The organism is Chryseobacterium hagamense, from assembly GCF_007991455.1.
Lineage (GTDB): Bacteria > Bacteroidota > Bacteroidia > Flavobacteriales > Weeksellaceae > Chryseobacterium > Chryseobacterium hagamense.
The window spans coordinates 1-17,186 of the sequence record NZ_BJYJ01000017.1; the positions used below are offsets into that span (position 1 = coordinate 1).

Genomic DNA, 17,186 nt, shown 5'->3' on the forward strand with positions numbered 1-17,186 from the left:
ATAAGCCATAAGCCATAAGCCATAAGCCATAAGCCATAAGCCATAAGCCATAAGCCATAAGCCATAAGCCATAAGCCATAAGCCATAAGCCAGTTACAGATTCATAAACAGCTTCGGATTGACCGGCGTATTGTTTTTGTGCACTTCATAATGAAGATGAGGTCCGGTGGAACGTCCTGAATTTCCGGATTTGGCAATCACTTGTCCTACTTTTACCTTATCGTTTACCTTTGCCACCAATTGGGATAAATGTCCGTACAGCGTGGCCAGTCCGTTTCCGTGGGAAACAATCACACAGTTTCCATAACCGCCTTTCTGTCCGGAGAAAATTACGGTGCCCGCAGCAGTGGCAATTACATCGGAACCGAAGGCAACGGCAATGTCCAGCCCTTTGTGAAACTGCATCTGGTCGGCTTCGGCAGGCGGATTGTTTTTCTCAGCCGGCTTGTCAGTATTAGCAGCAACTGCTTTTGAGGAAGTATTGGCTGTCGCAGGAGCGGGGCCTGAAGAGGCCGCTTTCGGAGTCACCATCACTTTAACTTCCCTTTTATTTCCGTAGCTGTCTGTTACTTCAATGATCTTTTCCACAGGCTCAGCCTTTACTTCAGGAGCGGCAGCGGCTACAACAGCCGGCTTTGCAGTACTACCGGTTTTTACAGCAGCGAAAACGGTTTTAAAAGGAATCGGGTTTTTCCTGACCCCGAAGTTGGAGGAAATATACCCTTCGGTCGGCATTCCCAGCGGCACCTGCAACAGCTTATTCTGAAGGTTCATCAGGTACTGGCTGTACCGGTTGGCCTGCTTGGCAAGATAAACGGAATTCGAAATGCTGTCTTTGCTGAGAATCGTTACTTTTTCGCTCGGAACATCCTTGGATTTAAGGAAAGAATTCAGCTCGGCAACGGTCTGATCCATTAGTGTAAGATCGGTTTTCATCTTTAAATAATCCACACTGTCTTTTTCGGTGTTGATCTTCACAAGGTTTACTTCATAGTTTCTGTCATCTTTCTCGGAATACAGCTTGGCAATGAAAATCCCCTGGGCAAAAACTACTAGCAAAAGGCCTCCCAGAAGCACATTTACGTTCTTTTTACGGCTTAGAAATCTCTTCATTTTTCTTCTCTTAGTCAATTACAAAACGGTTTAAGCCCGCAAATTTAATTAAAAATAAACTTTAAGGCATATTTTTAACAGAACTTTAGGCATCCTGCTAATTAACGGCAGTTTAAATATTTAATTGTGCAGAAGTGTTAATTTAACATAAAATGGATTTTATCATGTCCCTAAACATTTTTCTTCCATCTTTGTTTTAATATATTTGCAGTTCACATTTCTATTATGGCTAAAAAGAAAACCAGTACAGAATCGAATCCGAAAAAAAATAAAAATGACCTTCCGGTAGGGGTGGTAGGAAGCGGAAGTTTCGCTACGGCTATTGTGAAAATGCTGGTGGAAAACTGTAAAGTGGTCCATTGGTGCGTAAGGAATGAGTATGTAAAGGGCGCTATCGAGCAGAGGGGCCATAATCCCACTTACCTTACGGCAGTAAATTTTAACCTTAAAAATTTAAAGCTGACAACAGATATCAATGAACTCGTTTCCGCCTGTGAGGTCGTTGTGCTTGCGACCCCTTCCATTTATCTTTCGGATACGATGGAAAAGATGACGTGTGGCTGTACCGATAAAATTTTCGTTTCCGCCATCAAAGGAATCATTCCTAAAGTGAATGACGTGGTGGCACATTACCTGAGGGATGAATTCAAAATTGGTTTCCGCAACCAGGCAGTGATCGCGGGCCCCTGCCATGCCGAAGAAGTGGCCATGGAAAGGCTTTCCTATCTTACGGTTGCTACGGTAGAAGAGGAGGTTTCCACGAAACTGGTGAATATTTTCAATTCGGATTTTATCAAGATGCATTCCAGCAAGGATCTGCTGGGAAATGAATACAGCGCCATCCTGAAAAATATTTTTGCTATCGGTGCCGGTATTGCCAGCGGCCTGGGCTACGGGGATAACTTTACGGCGGTTTTCGTCTCCAACGCCATCCGTGAAATGGAAACGTTCCTGGAAGCCATTTACGAAGCACCGCGGGATGTGAATGAAAGTGCCTATCTTGGGGACTTACTGGTAACGGCATATTCCCTGTTCTCAAGAAACAGGAATCTCGGAAACCTGATCGGTAAAGGGTATACCGTAAAATCTGCGATCCAGTCGATGAACATGGTCGCGGAGGGATATTACGCTGCCGATTCCATTTACAAAACCTCAAAGGAAAAAGGATTGAAACTTCCGATCGTGGATACCATCTACAGTATCCTCTATGAAGGCAAAAATGCAGAAAAACAATTCAAAAAACTGACGGCCAAGCTGGATTAATGATTTCATCCCATCTGATCTTAAAGAATTGATCGGTTAAAAAAATATTACTTAAAACCTAACAGCGGCTTACCTCAGAATCAGGTACAATCAAATTAACCTGCATGGAATGCCGTCCAATGAAATGCGTGCCATCCATATCAATGCGTCCTGCTTTTTTCATAATATTTAAGTCCTGCTTTAATTATTCCATAATGATTAATCGTTTCAATGGTTAGCTATTGATAATTTCCATTGGAATTGATGGCATAATAAAAACTTGTATTTTCAGGGAAAGTCAGGTGTTAAAATTTAACAAAGACCTGTTGTTTGTTAAAACTTTTCCCGAAATTTGATATAAAATATAGTTTATGTCACAGCTTATCAGCAGAACACCCAAACCCAAATACGATGTGGTTTTAATCGGGGGAGGCATCATGAGTGCCACCCTGGCCACTTTGCTTCATGAATTTGATCCGAATCTTGAAATTGCCATCTTCGAAAGATTAGGCCGGTTTGCCAAGGAGAGTACCTCCGCCTGGAACAATGCAGGAACCGGGCATTCTGCATTTTGTGAACTGAATTATACTCCTGAACAACCCGACGGCTCCATTGATATTTCCAAAGCGGAAAGCATTGCCGAGCAGTTTGAAATCTCCAAGCAGTTCTGGTCTTACCTTGTAACAAAGGGATACGTCAGAAGCCCTAAAGATTTCATCAATTCCTGTCCGCATATGAGCCTGGTCTTCGGGGAGAAGGATGCCGAATATCTGAAAAAGAGACACGATAAAATGTCAGCATCCGTTCTTTTCCAGGGAATGGAATTCACAACGGACCACGATAAACTGAGGGAATGGATTCCTTTAGTGATGCAGAAGAGAAATCAGTCGGAAGTATTGGCCGCAACCAAAATGGATCTGGGGACCGATGTGAACTTCGGAACCCTGACCCGGAAAATGGGACGGCACCTGGTGGAAGATTCCAATGTGGAAGTGTTTCTGTACCATGAAGTAAAAGACATCGATCCGAAAGAAGACGGCACCTGGGAGATGAAGGTGAAAGACCGGATCAATAATCATAAACAGGAGGTGGAAGCAGACTTTGTATTCATCGGAGCAGGAGGGTATGCCCTGCCGTTGCTGGACAGCTCGGATATTGAGGAAAGCGAAGGCTACGGCGGTTTTCCGGTTTCCGGACAATGGCTGGTGACCCACAACCAGGAGCTGGTCGCAAAACACCAGGCGAAGGTTTATACCCAGGCTACGGTGGGCGCTCCGCCCATGTCGGTTCCTCACCTTGACCTGAGAATTATCGATGGTGAAAAAGCGTTGCTGTTCGGGCCGTTTGCCGGATTCTCAACCAAATTTTTAAAAGAAGGAAGCTACCTGGATCTTCCGGAAAGCGTGAATACCAAAAATTTACGGTCCCTGTTCGGGGCGTGGTGGCACAATATTCCTTTGACGAAATACCTGATACAGCAGGTCGCCATGAATAAAGCCCAGCGCATACAGCATCTGAGGGAATTCGTCAAAGATGCCAAAGAAGAAGACTGGGAGCTGAAAGTGGCCGGACAAAGGGTTCAGGTTATCAAAAAAGATCAGAAAGACGGCGGGAAGCTGGAATTCGGAACCGAAGTCGTCGTGAACAGGAAAGGAACAATCGCTTCTTTATTGGGAGCTTCGCCGGGCGCCTCCACTGCCGTTTACGCCATGCTGAATGTCCTGGAAAAATGTTTTCCTGAAAAACTTCACGGCGAATGGAAGGAAAAACTGCTGGAAATGGTACCGTCATACGGCCAGAAATTAGCCGGCAACCCGGAGCTTACCCGGAAAGTAAGGGATTACTCCAAAGAAAAATTAGAACTGGAATATTAAAATGTGAATGGTGAATGGTCAATTGTGAATCAGAAAATTGATATTTGAAGAATAATTGACCGTTCATCATTACCTGTTACTCTTTTATCAATGTCCGAAACCATTGTAAAACCCATTATCGTTAAAGAATTACTGGAATCCCTTCAGGCAAAAGTAGAAGAGGAACAGCAGGTGATTGTGCATTGCTGTTTTCCCGCTGCCCCGTTTCTGGGAAATCTTATCCGGATCTGGCAGTCCACTTACCTTTTCGATAACCAGTCGGAACACCGGAGTAAGCTCATCCATGCAGAAAATATTACCATTTATCCCAACTGGACGCCGGTTCCTTTTATGCGGGATTTCTGGTTTACCCTCGTTTTTTCAGGTTTGCCGAAAGGCTGCAAAAGCTTTGATCTCAAAGAAATAATCCCTGAAGAAGGCGGTTTCTTTGTGGAATCCATCAAGAGGAATTCGTCTGATATCTACCGGGTAAAAATTTCAGAATCCTATATCTAAATTATCAATGATCATTAAACTGATTGACACCAATTCGTCTCTGTCATGAAAGAATACCTGTTTTTGTTCCTGTTCATCCCTTCGCTGTTTTTCTCACAGAAGGTATCTAAAGAAGAATCCGAAATTAAAAAATTTCAGCAGGAGCTGAATGCAGAATACCGTAATCCCAAAGAAACGCCTTTAAGAGGCGATAATTTTACCCATTTTAAAGAACATCCTTTCTTTCCGGTTGATATGAAATACAGGATCGCGGCAAAATTTACAAAAACGGAAAATGCAGAACCTTTTGACCTGCCGACCTCTTCCGGGAAAACAAAAGCGTATAAAGAATATGGAAAAGCCAATTTTATCCTGGATGGGAAATCCTATACACTGACTTTATATCAAAGCCAGGATCTGATCAAACAGAAAAAATACATGAATTATCTGTTCCTCCCGTTCCGTGACGCCACCAATGAAAAGGAAACCTATGGCGGCGGGAAATATATGGATTTAACCATTCCCAAAGGCAATACCGTCATTCTGGATTTTAATAAATCCTACCAGCCGTACTGCGCCTATAATGCGTATGACTATAATTGTCCGGTAGTCCCTGAAGAAAACAGGCTGCCAATTGAAATCCGGGCGGGAGTGATGTACGAAGATATTTATCACCATTAAAAGATGGTCAGACTGCAATTTTTTAAAGACGAAGATTTTTCCGGTGTCGATTATGCACTGGATGAAATCCAGCTGCAGTACACTTCCTCTGCAGCCGATGCGCTCAAAAGAATAGCCGACCGGAATACCGGGCTTGAATTTCCGGTCACGGTTTTCAACAGCGACGTGCCTGCCGGATTTTTCACGCTGGACTTTGGGGAAGATAAAACGGAACTTACCAGTCACCCGGATTCGGTTTTATTACGTTCTTTATCCATTCATCCTGAAATGCAGGGCAAAGGAATAGGAAAATCGGCCATGATCGAAGCAGATGGCTTTGTGCGTGAACATTTCAAAAACTGCCGTGAAATTGTTCTTGCCGTTAACCAAAATAATGTTTCCGCTTACAGGCTTTACGAAAAAGTAGGATACCGGTATACGGGCAAGACAAGAATGGGCAGAAGCGGGCCGCAGTATCTGATGTCTAAAAGTATTTAAACCGATCGGTGAATGGTGAATTTTGCTCCGCAAGTGAATGGTTAATCAAAAATCAGGATAAAATTGATAAGCGTAGCGGATTCACCCGCAGGAACTGACCATTGACCATTCGCCAGCGCAACAAATGTACCCGCAGGAATTCACCATTCACCTCAAAGGAATCGCCGTTTACAATTCTACCAACCATCAAAAGACTGGAACTGATGCCCTTCACCGCAATTCCCCTCCTCCGGAGGGGTGGCGAAAATTCAAAGAATTTTTAACGGGGTGGTTTTTAAATGTGAATCGTCAATGGTGAATTTCGCTCCGCAAGTGAATGGCAATCAAAAATCAGGATAAAATTGATAAGCGTAGCGGATTCACCCGCAGGAACTGACCATTGACCATTCGTCAGCGCAGCATATGTACCCGCAGGAATTCACCATTCACCTCAAAGGAATCGCCGTTTGTAAAAACTTTAATAAATTTTAATCCCTGTTTTTCGGGTTTGGCGTGAAACTTTCTGCTAAATTTGGGTAACATCAAAACATCAATATGGAAATCTCTCTTCACAATCAGGTGGCCATCATTACAGGCGCCTCCAGCGGAATCGGTTCAGGAATTGCAAAATCATTGGGTGCGGCCGGTGCCACAGTTATTGTCAACCATTCTTCGGAACATTCATCGGATGAAGCCAAAGCGGTCTTAAAGGAAATCACCGATGCCGGAGGAAGCGGAATTACCTGGCAGTGCGATGTTTCCAAAGAGGAAGAGGTTATCAGAATGTTCAGTGAAGTTGTTTCACAGTTCGGAACGGTGGATATTCTTGTCAATAACGCCGGGGTCCAGAAAGACGCCAGATTCACCGAAATGACCCTTGATCAGTGGAATACGGTCATCGGCATTAATCTTACGGGACAGTTTTTATGCGCACGGGAAGCAATCAAAGAATTCCTCCGCCGTGGAATCGATACCTCACGCTCGGTGGCCTGTGGTAAAATCATTCACATCAGTTCGGTTCACGAAGTCATTCCATGGGCAGGACACGCCAATTATGCCGCCAGCAAGGGGGCCATCCGCATGCTGATGCAGACTTTGGCCCAGGAATACGGCGCCGACCGGATCCGCGTGAACTCCATTTGCCCGGGCGCCATCCAGACGCCGATCAACAAAGGGGCATGGAGCACACCGGAAGCATTGAATTCGTTAATGACCCTCATTCCTTACAACCGGATCGGTCAGCCTCAGGATATCGGAAACCTGGCGGTATTCCTTGCCAGCGACCAGGCAGACTATATTACCGGGGCCAGCATTTTCATCGATGGCGGAATGACGACTTTCGAAAGCTTTTCTACCGGAGGATAACTTGGGCGCACATTTCCGGCTTTCACTACTCGCTTTTTTGTGCCGTGGCTTGTTCCGGGCTTACAAAAAGAGCTCAGACAGGCCGCTCAATCCGGGGCGCATCTCAGCCTTAAGACAAACACTTGTTTTGCCGTCAGATGAGATGAGAACCAGCGGTAAAACATTCACTTCACCGATGATTATTTATCAATCATCATTCATCACTTCTGACACATGAAAGAAAAACAAAGATTATCCGACGTTACCTGGAAGAAATGGGGGCCTTACGTCAGCAACCGCGAATGGGGTACGGTACGGGAAGACTACAGTCCGGACGGTACAGCCTGGACGTATACCAACCACGATATCGCGGAAGCCAAAACCTACCGTTGGGGCGAAGAAGGAATTTGCGGGATCTGCGACGACTTTCAGAAACTGGTGTTCTCCGTCGGATTCTGGAACAGAAAGGATAAAATCGTGAAGGAACGCTTTTTCGGGCTCGCTAACAAACAGGGCAACCATGGGGAAGATGTGAAGGAATATTTTTATTACCTGGATGGGACCCCCACGCACTCCTATATGAAGATGCTCTATAAATATCCTCAGAACGCTTTCCCGTATGACGATCTGATCCGCATCAATGGCGAACGTTCCCGGCAGGAACCCGAATACGAACTGATCGATACCGGAATCTTTGACCGGAATGAATACTTCGATATTTTTATAGAATATGCCAAGGAAAGTCAGGACGATATCCTGGTAAAACTGACGGTTATTAATAAATCCGGAAAGGAAGCACCGCTGGTGATACTGCCTACCCTGTGGTTTCGGAATACCTGGAGCTGGGGCTATAATGATTACCGGCCACAGATGAATTCCGAAGATGCACAAATTATAAAAATCAACCATAAAGACCTGGAAATTAAAAATTTCTATGCCAGGCAATCTGAAAAAGTACTGTTTTGCGACAATGAAACCAATAACGAAAGGCTTTACCAATCTTCCAACGCTTCGAAATATACCAAAGACGGCATCAACGATTTTGTAATCAACGGCAATTCACAGGCGGTTAATCCTAAAGATTCCGGGACAAAAGCATCGTTTTTTATTGATGAGACTTTTAAGGCCGGAGAAACAAAGGTTTTTGAATTCAGGCTGTCCGACAAAGACCTGAAAGATCCTTTTGCCGATTTTGAGGCTGCTTTCCATTTAAGGCAGCAGGAGGCAGATGAATTCTATGCCGATATCCAGTGCGGCATAAAAACCGATGATGAAAAGCTGGTCCAGCGCCAGGCCTTTGCCGGCATGCTGTGGAACAAAATGTTTTACCATTACAATGTTGAAAAATGGCTGAAAGGCGACCCCGGTGAAATTCCCCCTGCTAAATCCCGTGCAAAAATCCGGAATTCCGAATGGAAGCACCTTAATAATGATCATATCATCTCGATGCCCGATAAATGGGAATATCCCTGGTATGCGACCTGGGACCTGGCTTTCCATACCATCAGCTTTTCACTGATCGACCCTGGTTTTGCCAAGCAACAGCTCAAATTATTCCTTTTTGAATGGTATATGCATCCGAACGGTCAGCTTCCTGCCTACGAATGGGATTTCAGTGATGTGAATCCGCCGGTCCATGCCTGGGCGGTGTTCAGGGTTTTTAAAATCGATGAATACCTGAACCGGAAACCCGATCTTGAATTCCTGGAAAGTGCTTTCCAGAAACTGCTGATGAACTTTACCTGGTGGGTGAACAAAAAGGATCATAACGGGAACAATATCTTCGAAGGCGGATTTCTGGGGCTCGATAACATCGGGGTTTTTGACCGGAATGCACCGCTGCCGGACGGAGAACACCTGGAACAGTCGGACGGTACCAGCTGGATGGCCATGTTTGCCCTGAATATGATGCGGATCGCCCTTGAACTGGCTCTTTACAATACCATTTATGAAGAAATGGCCATGAAATTCTTTGAACATTTCCTGGCGATCGCGAATTCCCTTGACAATATGGGTGAAGAATGTTTCAGCCTCTGGGACGAGCAGGACGAATTCTTTTATGATGCCATTGCTTCAAACGACGGCAACCACATGTACCTGAAATTGCGGACCATCGTAGGGCTGATCCCAATGTTTGCCGTTGAGGTGATTGATGACGAAATGATCGAAAAGCTGCCTAATTTTAAAGCGAGGATGAATTGGGTGCTGGAAAACAAGCCGGAACTGGCAGCCCTGGTTTCCCATTGGGAAGTGAAAGGCGACGAGTCTAAACATTTATTGTCACTTTTGCGGGGCCACCGCCTGAAAAGACTGTTAAGCAGGATGCTGGATCCCAACCAATTCCTTAGCGACTATGGCGTCCGTGCTTTATCGAAGGAATATGAAGAAAATCCTTATACCATGACGGTGAACGGCACGGATTACACCGTAAAATACATGCCTGCGGAAAGCGACAGCGGAATGTTCGGCGGCAACAGCAACTGGCGCGGGCCGATCTGGTTCCCGATCAACTTCTTGATCATTGAAAGCCTGCAGCGGTTTTTCTTTTATTACAGCCCGGATTTCCTGGTGGAGTTTCCTACAGGAAGCGGAAAATATGCCAATCTGGATGAAATTGCAGATGCTTTAAGCCATAGGCTTTCGAAATTATTTTTAATGGATGAAAACGGGAAACGGCCTTTCAACGGGCAGTACCCGAGATTCCAGACCGATCCGGATTTCAAGGATTATATCCTGTTTTATGAATATTTCCATGGCGATAACGGCCGTGGGGCAGGGGCTTCCCACCAAACCGGCTGGACCGGCCTGATTGCCAAAATCCTGATGCCCCGTTTCTCCAAAAAACAGATTGCCGAATCCGAAACCGAAATGCCGGAGGATTCCGGTGCTGAAAAGAAATAACAGGCGTATCTTAATATAGACCTGAAGAGGAAATCAGATCAAACCGATGGAGGAATGAAGCCGGATGCTGGAGGTCGTTGTGTTGTTAGCAAATCGAAGGGATGGATCACCAGGTGAAAACATTTATTACTCTAACGTAAATTAGATTGTATTTGATTTATATTCAGTGATTTAATTAGTTGAAGCTAATTTCGTCTGGATTTTCAAATCGAATGACGCTTTGTAGGTTAATCAATGGTTCCCACTTTTGATAGGGTTTTATCCTATCCTGTAGAAAGCCGTTCCTGCGGGACTTTAAAACAGTACAAATTCTGCCTTTGTTGAAAATGAATCATGGAGGGTTATTAATTCAGAATTAAATAATAACGTCCTCTGTCAGAATGACTAAATATTCAGTTTGATCATCAAGACCTTTGATCCTGTTTTCCACAGGAGAAACTTCCGGTATCCGGCATCCCTCTTCCAGGCTGTTGATCCAATTTCTGCTTAAATAAATAGGGTTGAATTTGCGTTATATCATTCAAAGATCTGCTGGATCACTTCCAGGGAGGCCGGGATTTTAAATTCTGTAATATGATAGTGGTAATAGACCAGCACACTGTCTAAAAAATCTTTACGGAACCTTGCAGGAATTTTCATACGGTAAGGGTCTGCTGCTGTAAGAATGCTTTTCCAGACCGCGGAAATTTCTTCAGTAAACATCTGGTGCATGATTTCTGAAGTAAATGTTCCGGTTTCAGGATCAAGGTACCTGCTGTCATTAACCAGCGGAGCGACCCCCTGGATTTTCAGGATTTTCATGAGCAAGATAAGATGCGACTGGTAATTTCCGTCCTGCAGCTCATCGATAAATTCTTCAAGGCAAAAGAAAATCGTATGGTTCTTATTTTCATGCCGCAGGTTCTGGTTCAGGAAATCCGAAATAAAAAAGACAACGGTATTGCACCGGATGTCCGTATAGATATCATTGCTTTTTACCATTTCGAATTTTGAAATGGTCTGGATGCCGTTCCCTTTTAAAGGGTTCAGGGAAAAGTTGAGTTTGCTTAACGGCAGAAGAAGGGCTTTTTTCTTATTCTTTTTGGTGTATATTCCTTTTAAGAAATAAGACTGAAACCCTTCTTCTTCGGTGAAACAATGCAGTACCGCATCGTTTTCGCCATATTTTATGTAGGATAATAAAAATCCGTTCTGTGAATTCATTAATTTACCACAGCAATTTTTGCCGTTGCCTTATCGCTTCCGTCTTCATTGGTCATCAGCACAAAATAAACCCCGGATGCCACACGCTGCCCCCGCTGATTGTTGAGATCCCATTCGTAATATCCGCCTCTTGCCACCGCCGAATGCACGATATTTCCCGTAGCATCCACGATCCGGATGTTACTCACTTCAGCAAGGCCTTTAATGGTAACTTTTCCTTTAAAATTGGAATAAACCACAGGATTCGGGTAAACCATAACATTTCCGAAATCGGAGGTCACATCCGAAACATCCCCCTGATAGGTTATAATTCCGTCGTAGGAAGCAAAATAAACTTTCCCCGTTTTCTTATCGACTTTGATGTCGGTAATGGTATTGGTCGGGAGCGGGGAATTTTCTTTGGTAAAATGCTTGATGGTCTGCTGGCCGTCTGCCGATAAATAATAAACGCCTCCGCCATCTACAGAAACCCACTTATGGTCGCCGGCATCCACTTCAATCTGCAGGATCTGCCCGTCACGGAAAAGCTCTTCTCCCAACCCGTTCTGCTCAATGATAACCGGTTCTACTTTGGCAGTTGCCGGTGTCTTGATGGCAGTGGCCGCATCGGGAAGTACCCGCAGGCCTATATCGCCACCGATCCAGGCATCTCCGGATTTATCAATGGCTACGGAAAGCGTACCTCCGGAAGTCGCAGCAAAACCGTTAGCCTGGGTTAAAATATATTCCTTATCGTCAGAAGTATTGATGGTCTTTTTGGCATCATAGGCGATAAAATTATTGGTTCTCGGGTTGGGAAGCCAAAGCAGCCCGTCCTGATACAGCGGTTTTTGTGCTGCCCCGAAGTTCTGGGCTGCATTTCTGATCAGGAAATTGTCCGTTGCCCGGTCGTAACCGCCGATGGCCACATACGCCCCGGTAGGCGGTCCGTCATTGGCAAAACCAATGGATACGAATACGTTGTTTACCTCATCAGAAGCAAAGCCCACAGGCCTCATGGTATAAATATCTTCCGTGCCCAGATTGTACCTTTTAACTAAGGTAAAGTCTTTGCTGCCTGCGTCATATTTCATCTTGTAAACCCCGCGGTTGCTGTCAAATGTGTAGTTTGCGAGGAAAACCTCATTGGGGTTTACCGGGTCGGCCATTACATCCAGGACATTGAAGATGTTGGTGTCCGGCTTAAAATAAGAAGGGTGGATCCATTCGGCTCCGTTGAAATAATAAAATCCCGGATTTTTGGTATTGGCTACCGGGGTATTGAACCTGTTTTCCCTTGCTCCGGTAGAAACCAGAATCTGATTATCCCCGTAAACGTTCAGTTTATAGGCAAAATTTAAATACGGGCCGTCCGGCCTGAAGGAGTTTCCGGCTTCATTTTTAATTCCTGACATAATGGTTCCTCCGTATACACTGTTTCCAACTTTAGTAGCGGTGTTACATTCTTCCCCGAAAGTGACATTGTTGTTGAATGTTCCGTTGGTATTGAAAGTATAGATCCTGCTGAGATCGGTTACAATAATACTGCCTGAGGTAACTACCACATCATGCACATTGGTGAATGGCTGGGCAATCGGAACCGGTGTTCCGCCGTTGGACACATAAGCGGTAGTAGCGGACGAAAAACTTAAAACCCCTTCCGAATCGATATGTTTGAATGAACCCGGCATCTCCGTCGTCCATGTGGTATAAACGGGAAAATTGGTATTCATTTCATGGCTTTTTAAGCCGGTATTGGTCACAGCATAGACTTTATTACCGAAAATAGTGGCTTCATTACTAGCTTCGTATAAGCCGCCGGAAAGAAAGAATGCTGAATCTTTAAACTCCTTTTTCCTCAGGTCGAAAATAGAAACTCCGTAACCTACGGAAATCACGGCCAGATCTCCGGTAATGGAAATGTGGCTGATTTTTTTGCTTCCGTTGTAGCCGGTGGCAATAGGAATGTCCACGACATAGGTAATGCCATCCGGCGTAATGACGTCCATCGAGCCGTTTTGGTAGCCTACCAGCCCGGTTTTGGTTTGCGGGTTATAGTCAAAAGCTGAAATCTTCACTTCATGCAGTCCGTTTGCTTTGGACAGCTTGGTAATTTCGCCGGTGGAAATGGTATAATAAAATATTCCGCTTTCCGCCGCTGCAACTATTTTTCCATTATCTTCCTTCATGGCCAGGACGTTATTGTAGGAAAATAAGTCCGCCCATTTTTTTGAAGAAATAGTCTGTGCATTTGCAACGTGCAGGGATGCTAAAATACCAAGAGAAATTAAAGAGAGTTTTTTCATGCTTATGCGATTATGCTGCTGTCGATCACCTGGTTATTCCAGGAAATACGGTTTATGTTTTTATCTGAATCGAAAAAGAAATCGATCCTGCCCAGGAGAAGCCCTGCCCATCCTACCTGGTTGACCAGGACATTTTTACCTGCTCTGTTGGTAAAGGTCTGAGGTTCCGGTAAAAAGGTATGGGTATGTCCCCCGAGGATGAGATCTATATTTTCTGTTTTGGAGGCCAGAATTTTATCATTAAGTTTATCCGGCTCGTCTTCATATTCGTAGCCGATGTGCGAAAGGCAGATCACAAGATCACATTTCTGTTCGTTTTTAAGGAAATGGGAATAGTGCTGCGCGACCTCTACCGGATCCGAATAAACGGTTTCGCCGTATTGCTTTTTTCCTACCAGCCCGTCCAGCTTGATGCCTACGCCGAAAATCCCTACTTTGATCCCGTTTTTATTGAAGATCTTGTAAGGCGACGTTTTACCGTCCAGCACGGTATTTTTAAAATCATAGTTGGAGCAGATAAAAGGGAACTGGGCATTCGGAAGTACTTTCAGGAATCCGTTCAGCCCGTTGTCGAAATCATGGTTTCCCATGGTAGACGCATCGTACTTCATCATAGACATCAGCTTAAACTCCAGTTCTCCCCCGAAAAAATTGAAATAAGGAGTTCCCTGAAAAATATCTCCCGAGTCCAGAAGCAGAAGGTTAGGTTCCTGGCTTCTGATCTGCTGGATCAGGCTGGCCCTTCTGGCAAAACCTCCCTGATTGGGATTCCGGGTATAGCTGGCATCAAAGGGTTCGATCCTGCTGTGCTGGTCGTTGGTATGAAGGATGGTCAGTTTATTGGCGGATTTCAGATCCGCAACCTTCAGTTCTTCGGCCATCATCATATTGGGAGCCAAAGCCATTGCTAAGGTTCCGCCGCTTATTGCTTTTAAAAAACTTTTTCTGTCCATTATTTCTTACCGGTAAAATTTAAACGTACGTCTGCAGGAGCTGACACTTCAGGATTTTTTTTGAAGTAATCGATAAAAAGATCCCTTAGCTTAAGGCCTGTCGGGATCATTTCCCCTTTGGAGAAGAATTTCATATTGTCGCCGCCCAGGGCCAGATAATCGGAGGTGGCAATGTAGTAATCCTGGTTGGGATTTACGGCTTTTCCGTTGATCAGGGTTTTGGTGGGCTGTCCGTTATCGGTCTCAATGTACAAATGGGATACCGGATTGTTTACCTGCCGGTTGGCATAATAATCAAATAATCCCTGAAGGTCGGTCCCCTTCATTTTTACGATAATCACTTCATTTTCAAAAGGCATCACCTCAAATACGCTTTTCAGGAGGATATCGCCCTTGCCGATCGTCGTACGGATTCCGCCGATGTTAATCAGTGCGGCATCGATATTTTTCTGCAGGTTTTTTTTTGCCCATTCGTTGGCCCCGTCGAAGGTATAGTCAGCCAAAAGATTACCGAGATTGCTGTTGTCGCCCTGTTTGGTAAGATCCACACTGGTGTGCGAGATCTTCTGGCTCATCTCCTTATCCAGCTTCTGCTTGTAAGGTGCGATGGTTTTTACAAACGCCTCATCATTCTTCAGCTCATTATTAATAGAAATATTCTTCCGGATCTCCACTTTTCCGAGGTGCATGGAAGGGGCCGTTGAAGCCGTCTTACAGCCGGATAGGGCAGCCAGGGCAATTCCTAATAACAAGAATTTATTTTTCATATACAGCAAATTATCATTACAGGAGGAGCTGCCGGTTTTTTCCGGCGGCGGTTTTATCCTGTTCTTAGTCTATGCAAATATAATTATATGTATAATAAAACATTAGTAATTATTAGAAATTCTTATCGTAAATTATTAAATTTGACAAAAATAATTCTAACAGATGAGCATTTTAAAAGGAGTAGGTGTTGCATTGGTAACGCCCTTTAATGAAGATTTATCCGTGGATTTTGACAGTCTTACCAAACTGGTAGACTACAACATCGAAAACGGAACCAATTATTTAGTGGTGCTGGGGACTACAGCGGAGGCGGCAACGCTTTCTGGAGAGGAAAAGAAGCAGGTAATTGAGCACATCATTAAGGTTAACGGTAAACGTGTTCCCCTGGTTCTGGGAATCGGTGGGAATAATACTCTGGAAGTAAAGAAGCAGATTGAAGAAGCGGACTTATCTGCATTCGAAGCGGTGCTGTCGGTATCCCCTTATTACAATAAACCCAATCAGGAAGGGCTTTACCAGCATTATAAAGCATTGGCATCCACCGGTAAGAATATCATCATTTATAATGTTCCTTCCAGAACCGGACAGAATATTGAGGCAGAAACCACTTTGCGTCTGGCAAAAGAATTTCCGAACTTATTCCTGATCAAGGAAGCGGCTCCGAACATTCTGCAGTATTTCGATATTTTAAGAAAAAAACCGGAAGGCTTTAACCTGGTATCGGGCGATGATGAATATACGCTTCCTGTAACATTGGCCGGCGGAAATGGAGTGATTTCCGTAATTGCCCAGGGATATCCGAAGGAATTCTCGACGATGGTACAGCTGGCTTTTGACGGTAAAGTAAAGGAAGCATACGAAATCCATAATAAGCTGGTAGAAATCACAAGACTTATTTTTGCAGAAGGGAATCCATGCGGAATCAAAGCGGTTCTAACGGAAAAAGGCATTGTGAAAAATTACCTGCGGTTACCGTTGGTTCCTGCATCCGAAAACCTGTATGCCAGAATAAAAGCGGAAATGGCGAACATTTAAAAATCAGAATGTCGGTTTGCTTTGCAGAGCATGGCGAATTTTTCAGGTAATTTTTAAATTAAAAATAAACAGAAAAAGGTGAAAGGTTCAAAGCTTTTCACCTTTTTAATTGAATCTTGTTCTGACTGGAACGGGGGTGCGGAGCCTGTCCAAATACATCAGCAGCCTCGCGGGCAAAATATATTTAAAGAAAATCCCTTCATTAAAAATAAATAATAACATTCAATGAAATTAATAAAGGCTACGGAGAAAGACATTGCCGTAATCCGGGATCTGGCAAGAAAATCCTGGGAACATGCTTATAAAGACATCCTGTCCGGTGAACAGATGGAATATATGCTTTCCACCATGTATTCGGCGGAAGAAATTAAGGATCAGTTGCAGCAGCCACGTTATCATTATTATCTGATTAAAGATGAAAGCAGCGATTCCTACGACGGGTTTATCGGTTATGAGAACGGCTATGAAGAAAAAACAACCAAGCTTCACCGGATTTATCTGGTCCCTGAAAGCAAAGGGAAAGGAGCAGGGAAATACGCCTTGGAATTTTTAAAGGAAAAAACAGCGGACCATGGTGATTTGCGGATTATTCTGAATGTAAACAAATACAATCCGGCAAGGGCTTTTTACGAATCCCAGGGCTTCAGGATCTATGAAGAAGGCGTTTTTGACATCGGAAACGGTTTTGTCATGGATGATTATCTGATGGAATTTATCATAGGAAATCCCGAAGATTAAAATTTTATAAAAATAAATTATAATTCTATAAAAAGGGATATATAAATTTTGTATCTTTGCTGCAGAACCAAATCACGTATAACAATACATTCATATGCTTGGTGCTAAGCTGTTTTTAG

At 44.1% G+C, this 17,186-nt stretch carries 14 protein-coding genes; 9 read left to right on the forward strand and 5 right to left on the reverse strand.

Annotated features, from left to right (window positions below; translation table 11 throughout):
- Positions 1 to 93 precede the first annotated feature (93 nt).
- Positions 94 to 1,113 carry a M23 family metallopeptidase gene (locus tag CHA01nite_RS13975; protein WP_146942399.1) on the reverse strand — a complete coding sequence of 340 codons (1,020 nt, stop codon included), beginning with the start codon at positions 1,111 to 1,113 and terminating at the stop codon, positions 94 to 96.
- Positions 1,114 to 1,338: 225 nt separating this feature from the next.
- Between CHA01nite_RS13975 and CHA01nite_RS13980 the strand changes: the two genes are divergently transcribed.
- From CHA01nite_RS13980 to CHA01nite_RS14010, 7 genes are all read left to right on the forward strand, one after another.
- Complete coding sequence (locus tag CHA01nite_RS13980; protein WP_146942401.1) at positions 1,339 to 2,376, forward strand: NAD(P)H-dependent glycerol-3-phosphate dehydrogenase; 1,038 nt, start codon at positions 1,339 to 1,341, stop codon at positions 2,374 to 2,376.
- 350 nt (positions 2,377 to 2,726) lie between these two features.
- Positions 2,727 to 4,229 carry a malate dehydrogenase (quinone) gene (gene mqo, locus CHA01nite_RS13985; protein WP_146942403.1) on the forward strand — a complete coding sequence of 501 codons (1,503 nt, stop codon included), beginning with the start codon at positions 2,727 to 2,729 and terminating at the stop codon, positions 4,227 to 4,229.
- Positions 4,230 to 4,319: 90 nt separating this feature from the next.
- Positions 4,320 to 4,724: a hypothetical protein gene (locus CHA01nite_RS13990; protein ID WP_146942405.1), complete on the forward strand. Its 405-nt coding sequence runs from the start codon at positions 4,320 to 4,322 to the stop codon at positions 4,722 to 4,724.
- A gap of 45 nt (positions 4,725 to 4,769) precedes the next feature.
- The gene (locus tag CHA01nite_RS13995) at positions 4,770 to 5,384 is read left to right on the forward strand and encodes a DUF1684 domain-containing protein (protein ID WP_146942407.1); all 615 of its coding nucleotides are present in this window, start codon (positions 4,770 to 4,772) and stop codon (positions 5,382 to 5,384) included.
- A gap of 3 nt (positions 5,385 to 5,387) precedes the next feature.
- On the forward strand, positions 5,388 to 5,861 hold the full coding sequence (locus CHA01nite_RS14000; RefSeq protein WP_146942409.1) for a GNAT family N-acetyltransferase: 474 nt from the start codon (positions 5,388 to 5,390) through the stop codon (positions 5,859 to 5,861).
- Positions 5,862 to 6,395: 534 nt separating this feature from the next.
- On the forward strand, positions 6,396 to 7,205 hold the full coding sequence (locus tag CHA01nite_RS14005) for a glucose 1-dehydrogenase (RefSeq protein WP_146942410.1): 810 nt from the start codon (positions 6,396 to 6,398) through the stop codon (positions 7,203 to 7,205).
- Positions 7,206 to 7,418: 213 nt separating this feature from the next.
- On the forward strand, positions 7,419 to 10,085 hold the full coding sequence (locus tag CHA01nite_RS14010; protein ID WP_146942411.1) for an MGH1-like glycoside hydrolase domain-containing protein: 2,667 nt from the start codon (positions 7,419 to 7,421) through the stop codon (positions 10,083 to 10,085).
- 516 nt (positions 10,086 to 10,601) lie between these two features.
- On the opposite strand, the gene recO is transcribed toward CHA01nite_RS14010, so the two are convergent.
- From recO to CHA01nite_RS14030, 4 genes are read right to left on the reverse strand one after another with little or no spacing between them, the layout of a single operon-like run.
- A complete protein-coding gene (gene recO, locus CHA01nite_RS14015; RefSeq protein WP_146942413.1) occupies positions 10,602 to 11,288 on the reverse strand; it encodes a DNA repair protein RecO in 687 nt (228 codons plus the stop codon).
- Positions 11,288 to 13,573 (reverse strand): type IX secretion system anionic LPS delivery protein PorZ, encoded by a 2,286-nt coding sequence (porZ, locus tag CHA01nite_RS14020; RefSeq protein WP_174771830.1) that lies wholly within the window; start codon positions 13,571 to 13,573, stop codon positions 11,288 to 11,290. The genes recO and porZ overlap by 1 nt, the downstream gene beginning before the upstream one ends.
- 2 nt (positions 13,574 to 13,575) lie before the next feature.
- Complete coding sequence (locus tag CHA01nite_RS14025; RefSeq protein ID WP_146942415.1) at positions 13,576 to 14,526, reverse strand: bifunctional metallophosphatase/5'-nucleotidase; 951 nt, start codon at positions 14,524 to 14,526, stop codon at positions 13,576 to 13,578.
- Positions 14,526 to 15,293, reverse strand: a complete 768-nt coding sequence (locus CHA01nite_RS14030) for a 5'-nucleotidase C-terminal domain-containing protein (RefSeq protein ID WP_146942417.1) — start codon at positions 15,291 to 15,293, stop codon at positions 14,526 to 14,528. Before CHA01nite_RS14030 ends, CHA01nite_RS14025 begins: the two co-directional genes overlap by 1 nt.
- A 163-nt stretch (positions 15,294 to 15,456) precedes the next feature.
- Between CHA01nite_RS14030 and dapA the strand changes: the two genes are divergently transcribed.
- Both dapA and CHA01nite_RS14040 read left to right on the forward strand, forming a co-directional pair.
- Entirely contained in the window at positions 15,457 to 16,329 is an 873-nt protein-coding gene (gene dapA / locus CHA01nite_RS14035) for a 4-hydroxy-tetrahydrodipicolinate synthase (protein ID WP_146942419.1), read from the forward strand.
- A gap of 225 nt (positions 16,330 to 16,554) precedes the next feature.
- On the forward strand, positions 16,555 to 17,067 hold the full coding sequence (locus CHA01nite_RS14040) for a GNAT family N-acetyltransferase (protein WP_146942421.1): 513 nt from the start codon (positions 16,555 to 16,557) through the stop codon (positions 17,065 to 17,067).
- Positions 17,068 to 17,186 lie beyond the last annotated feature (119 nt).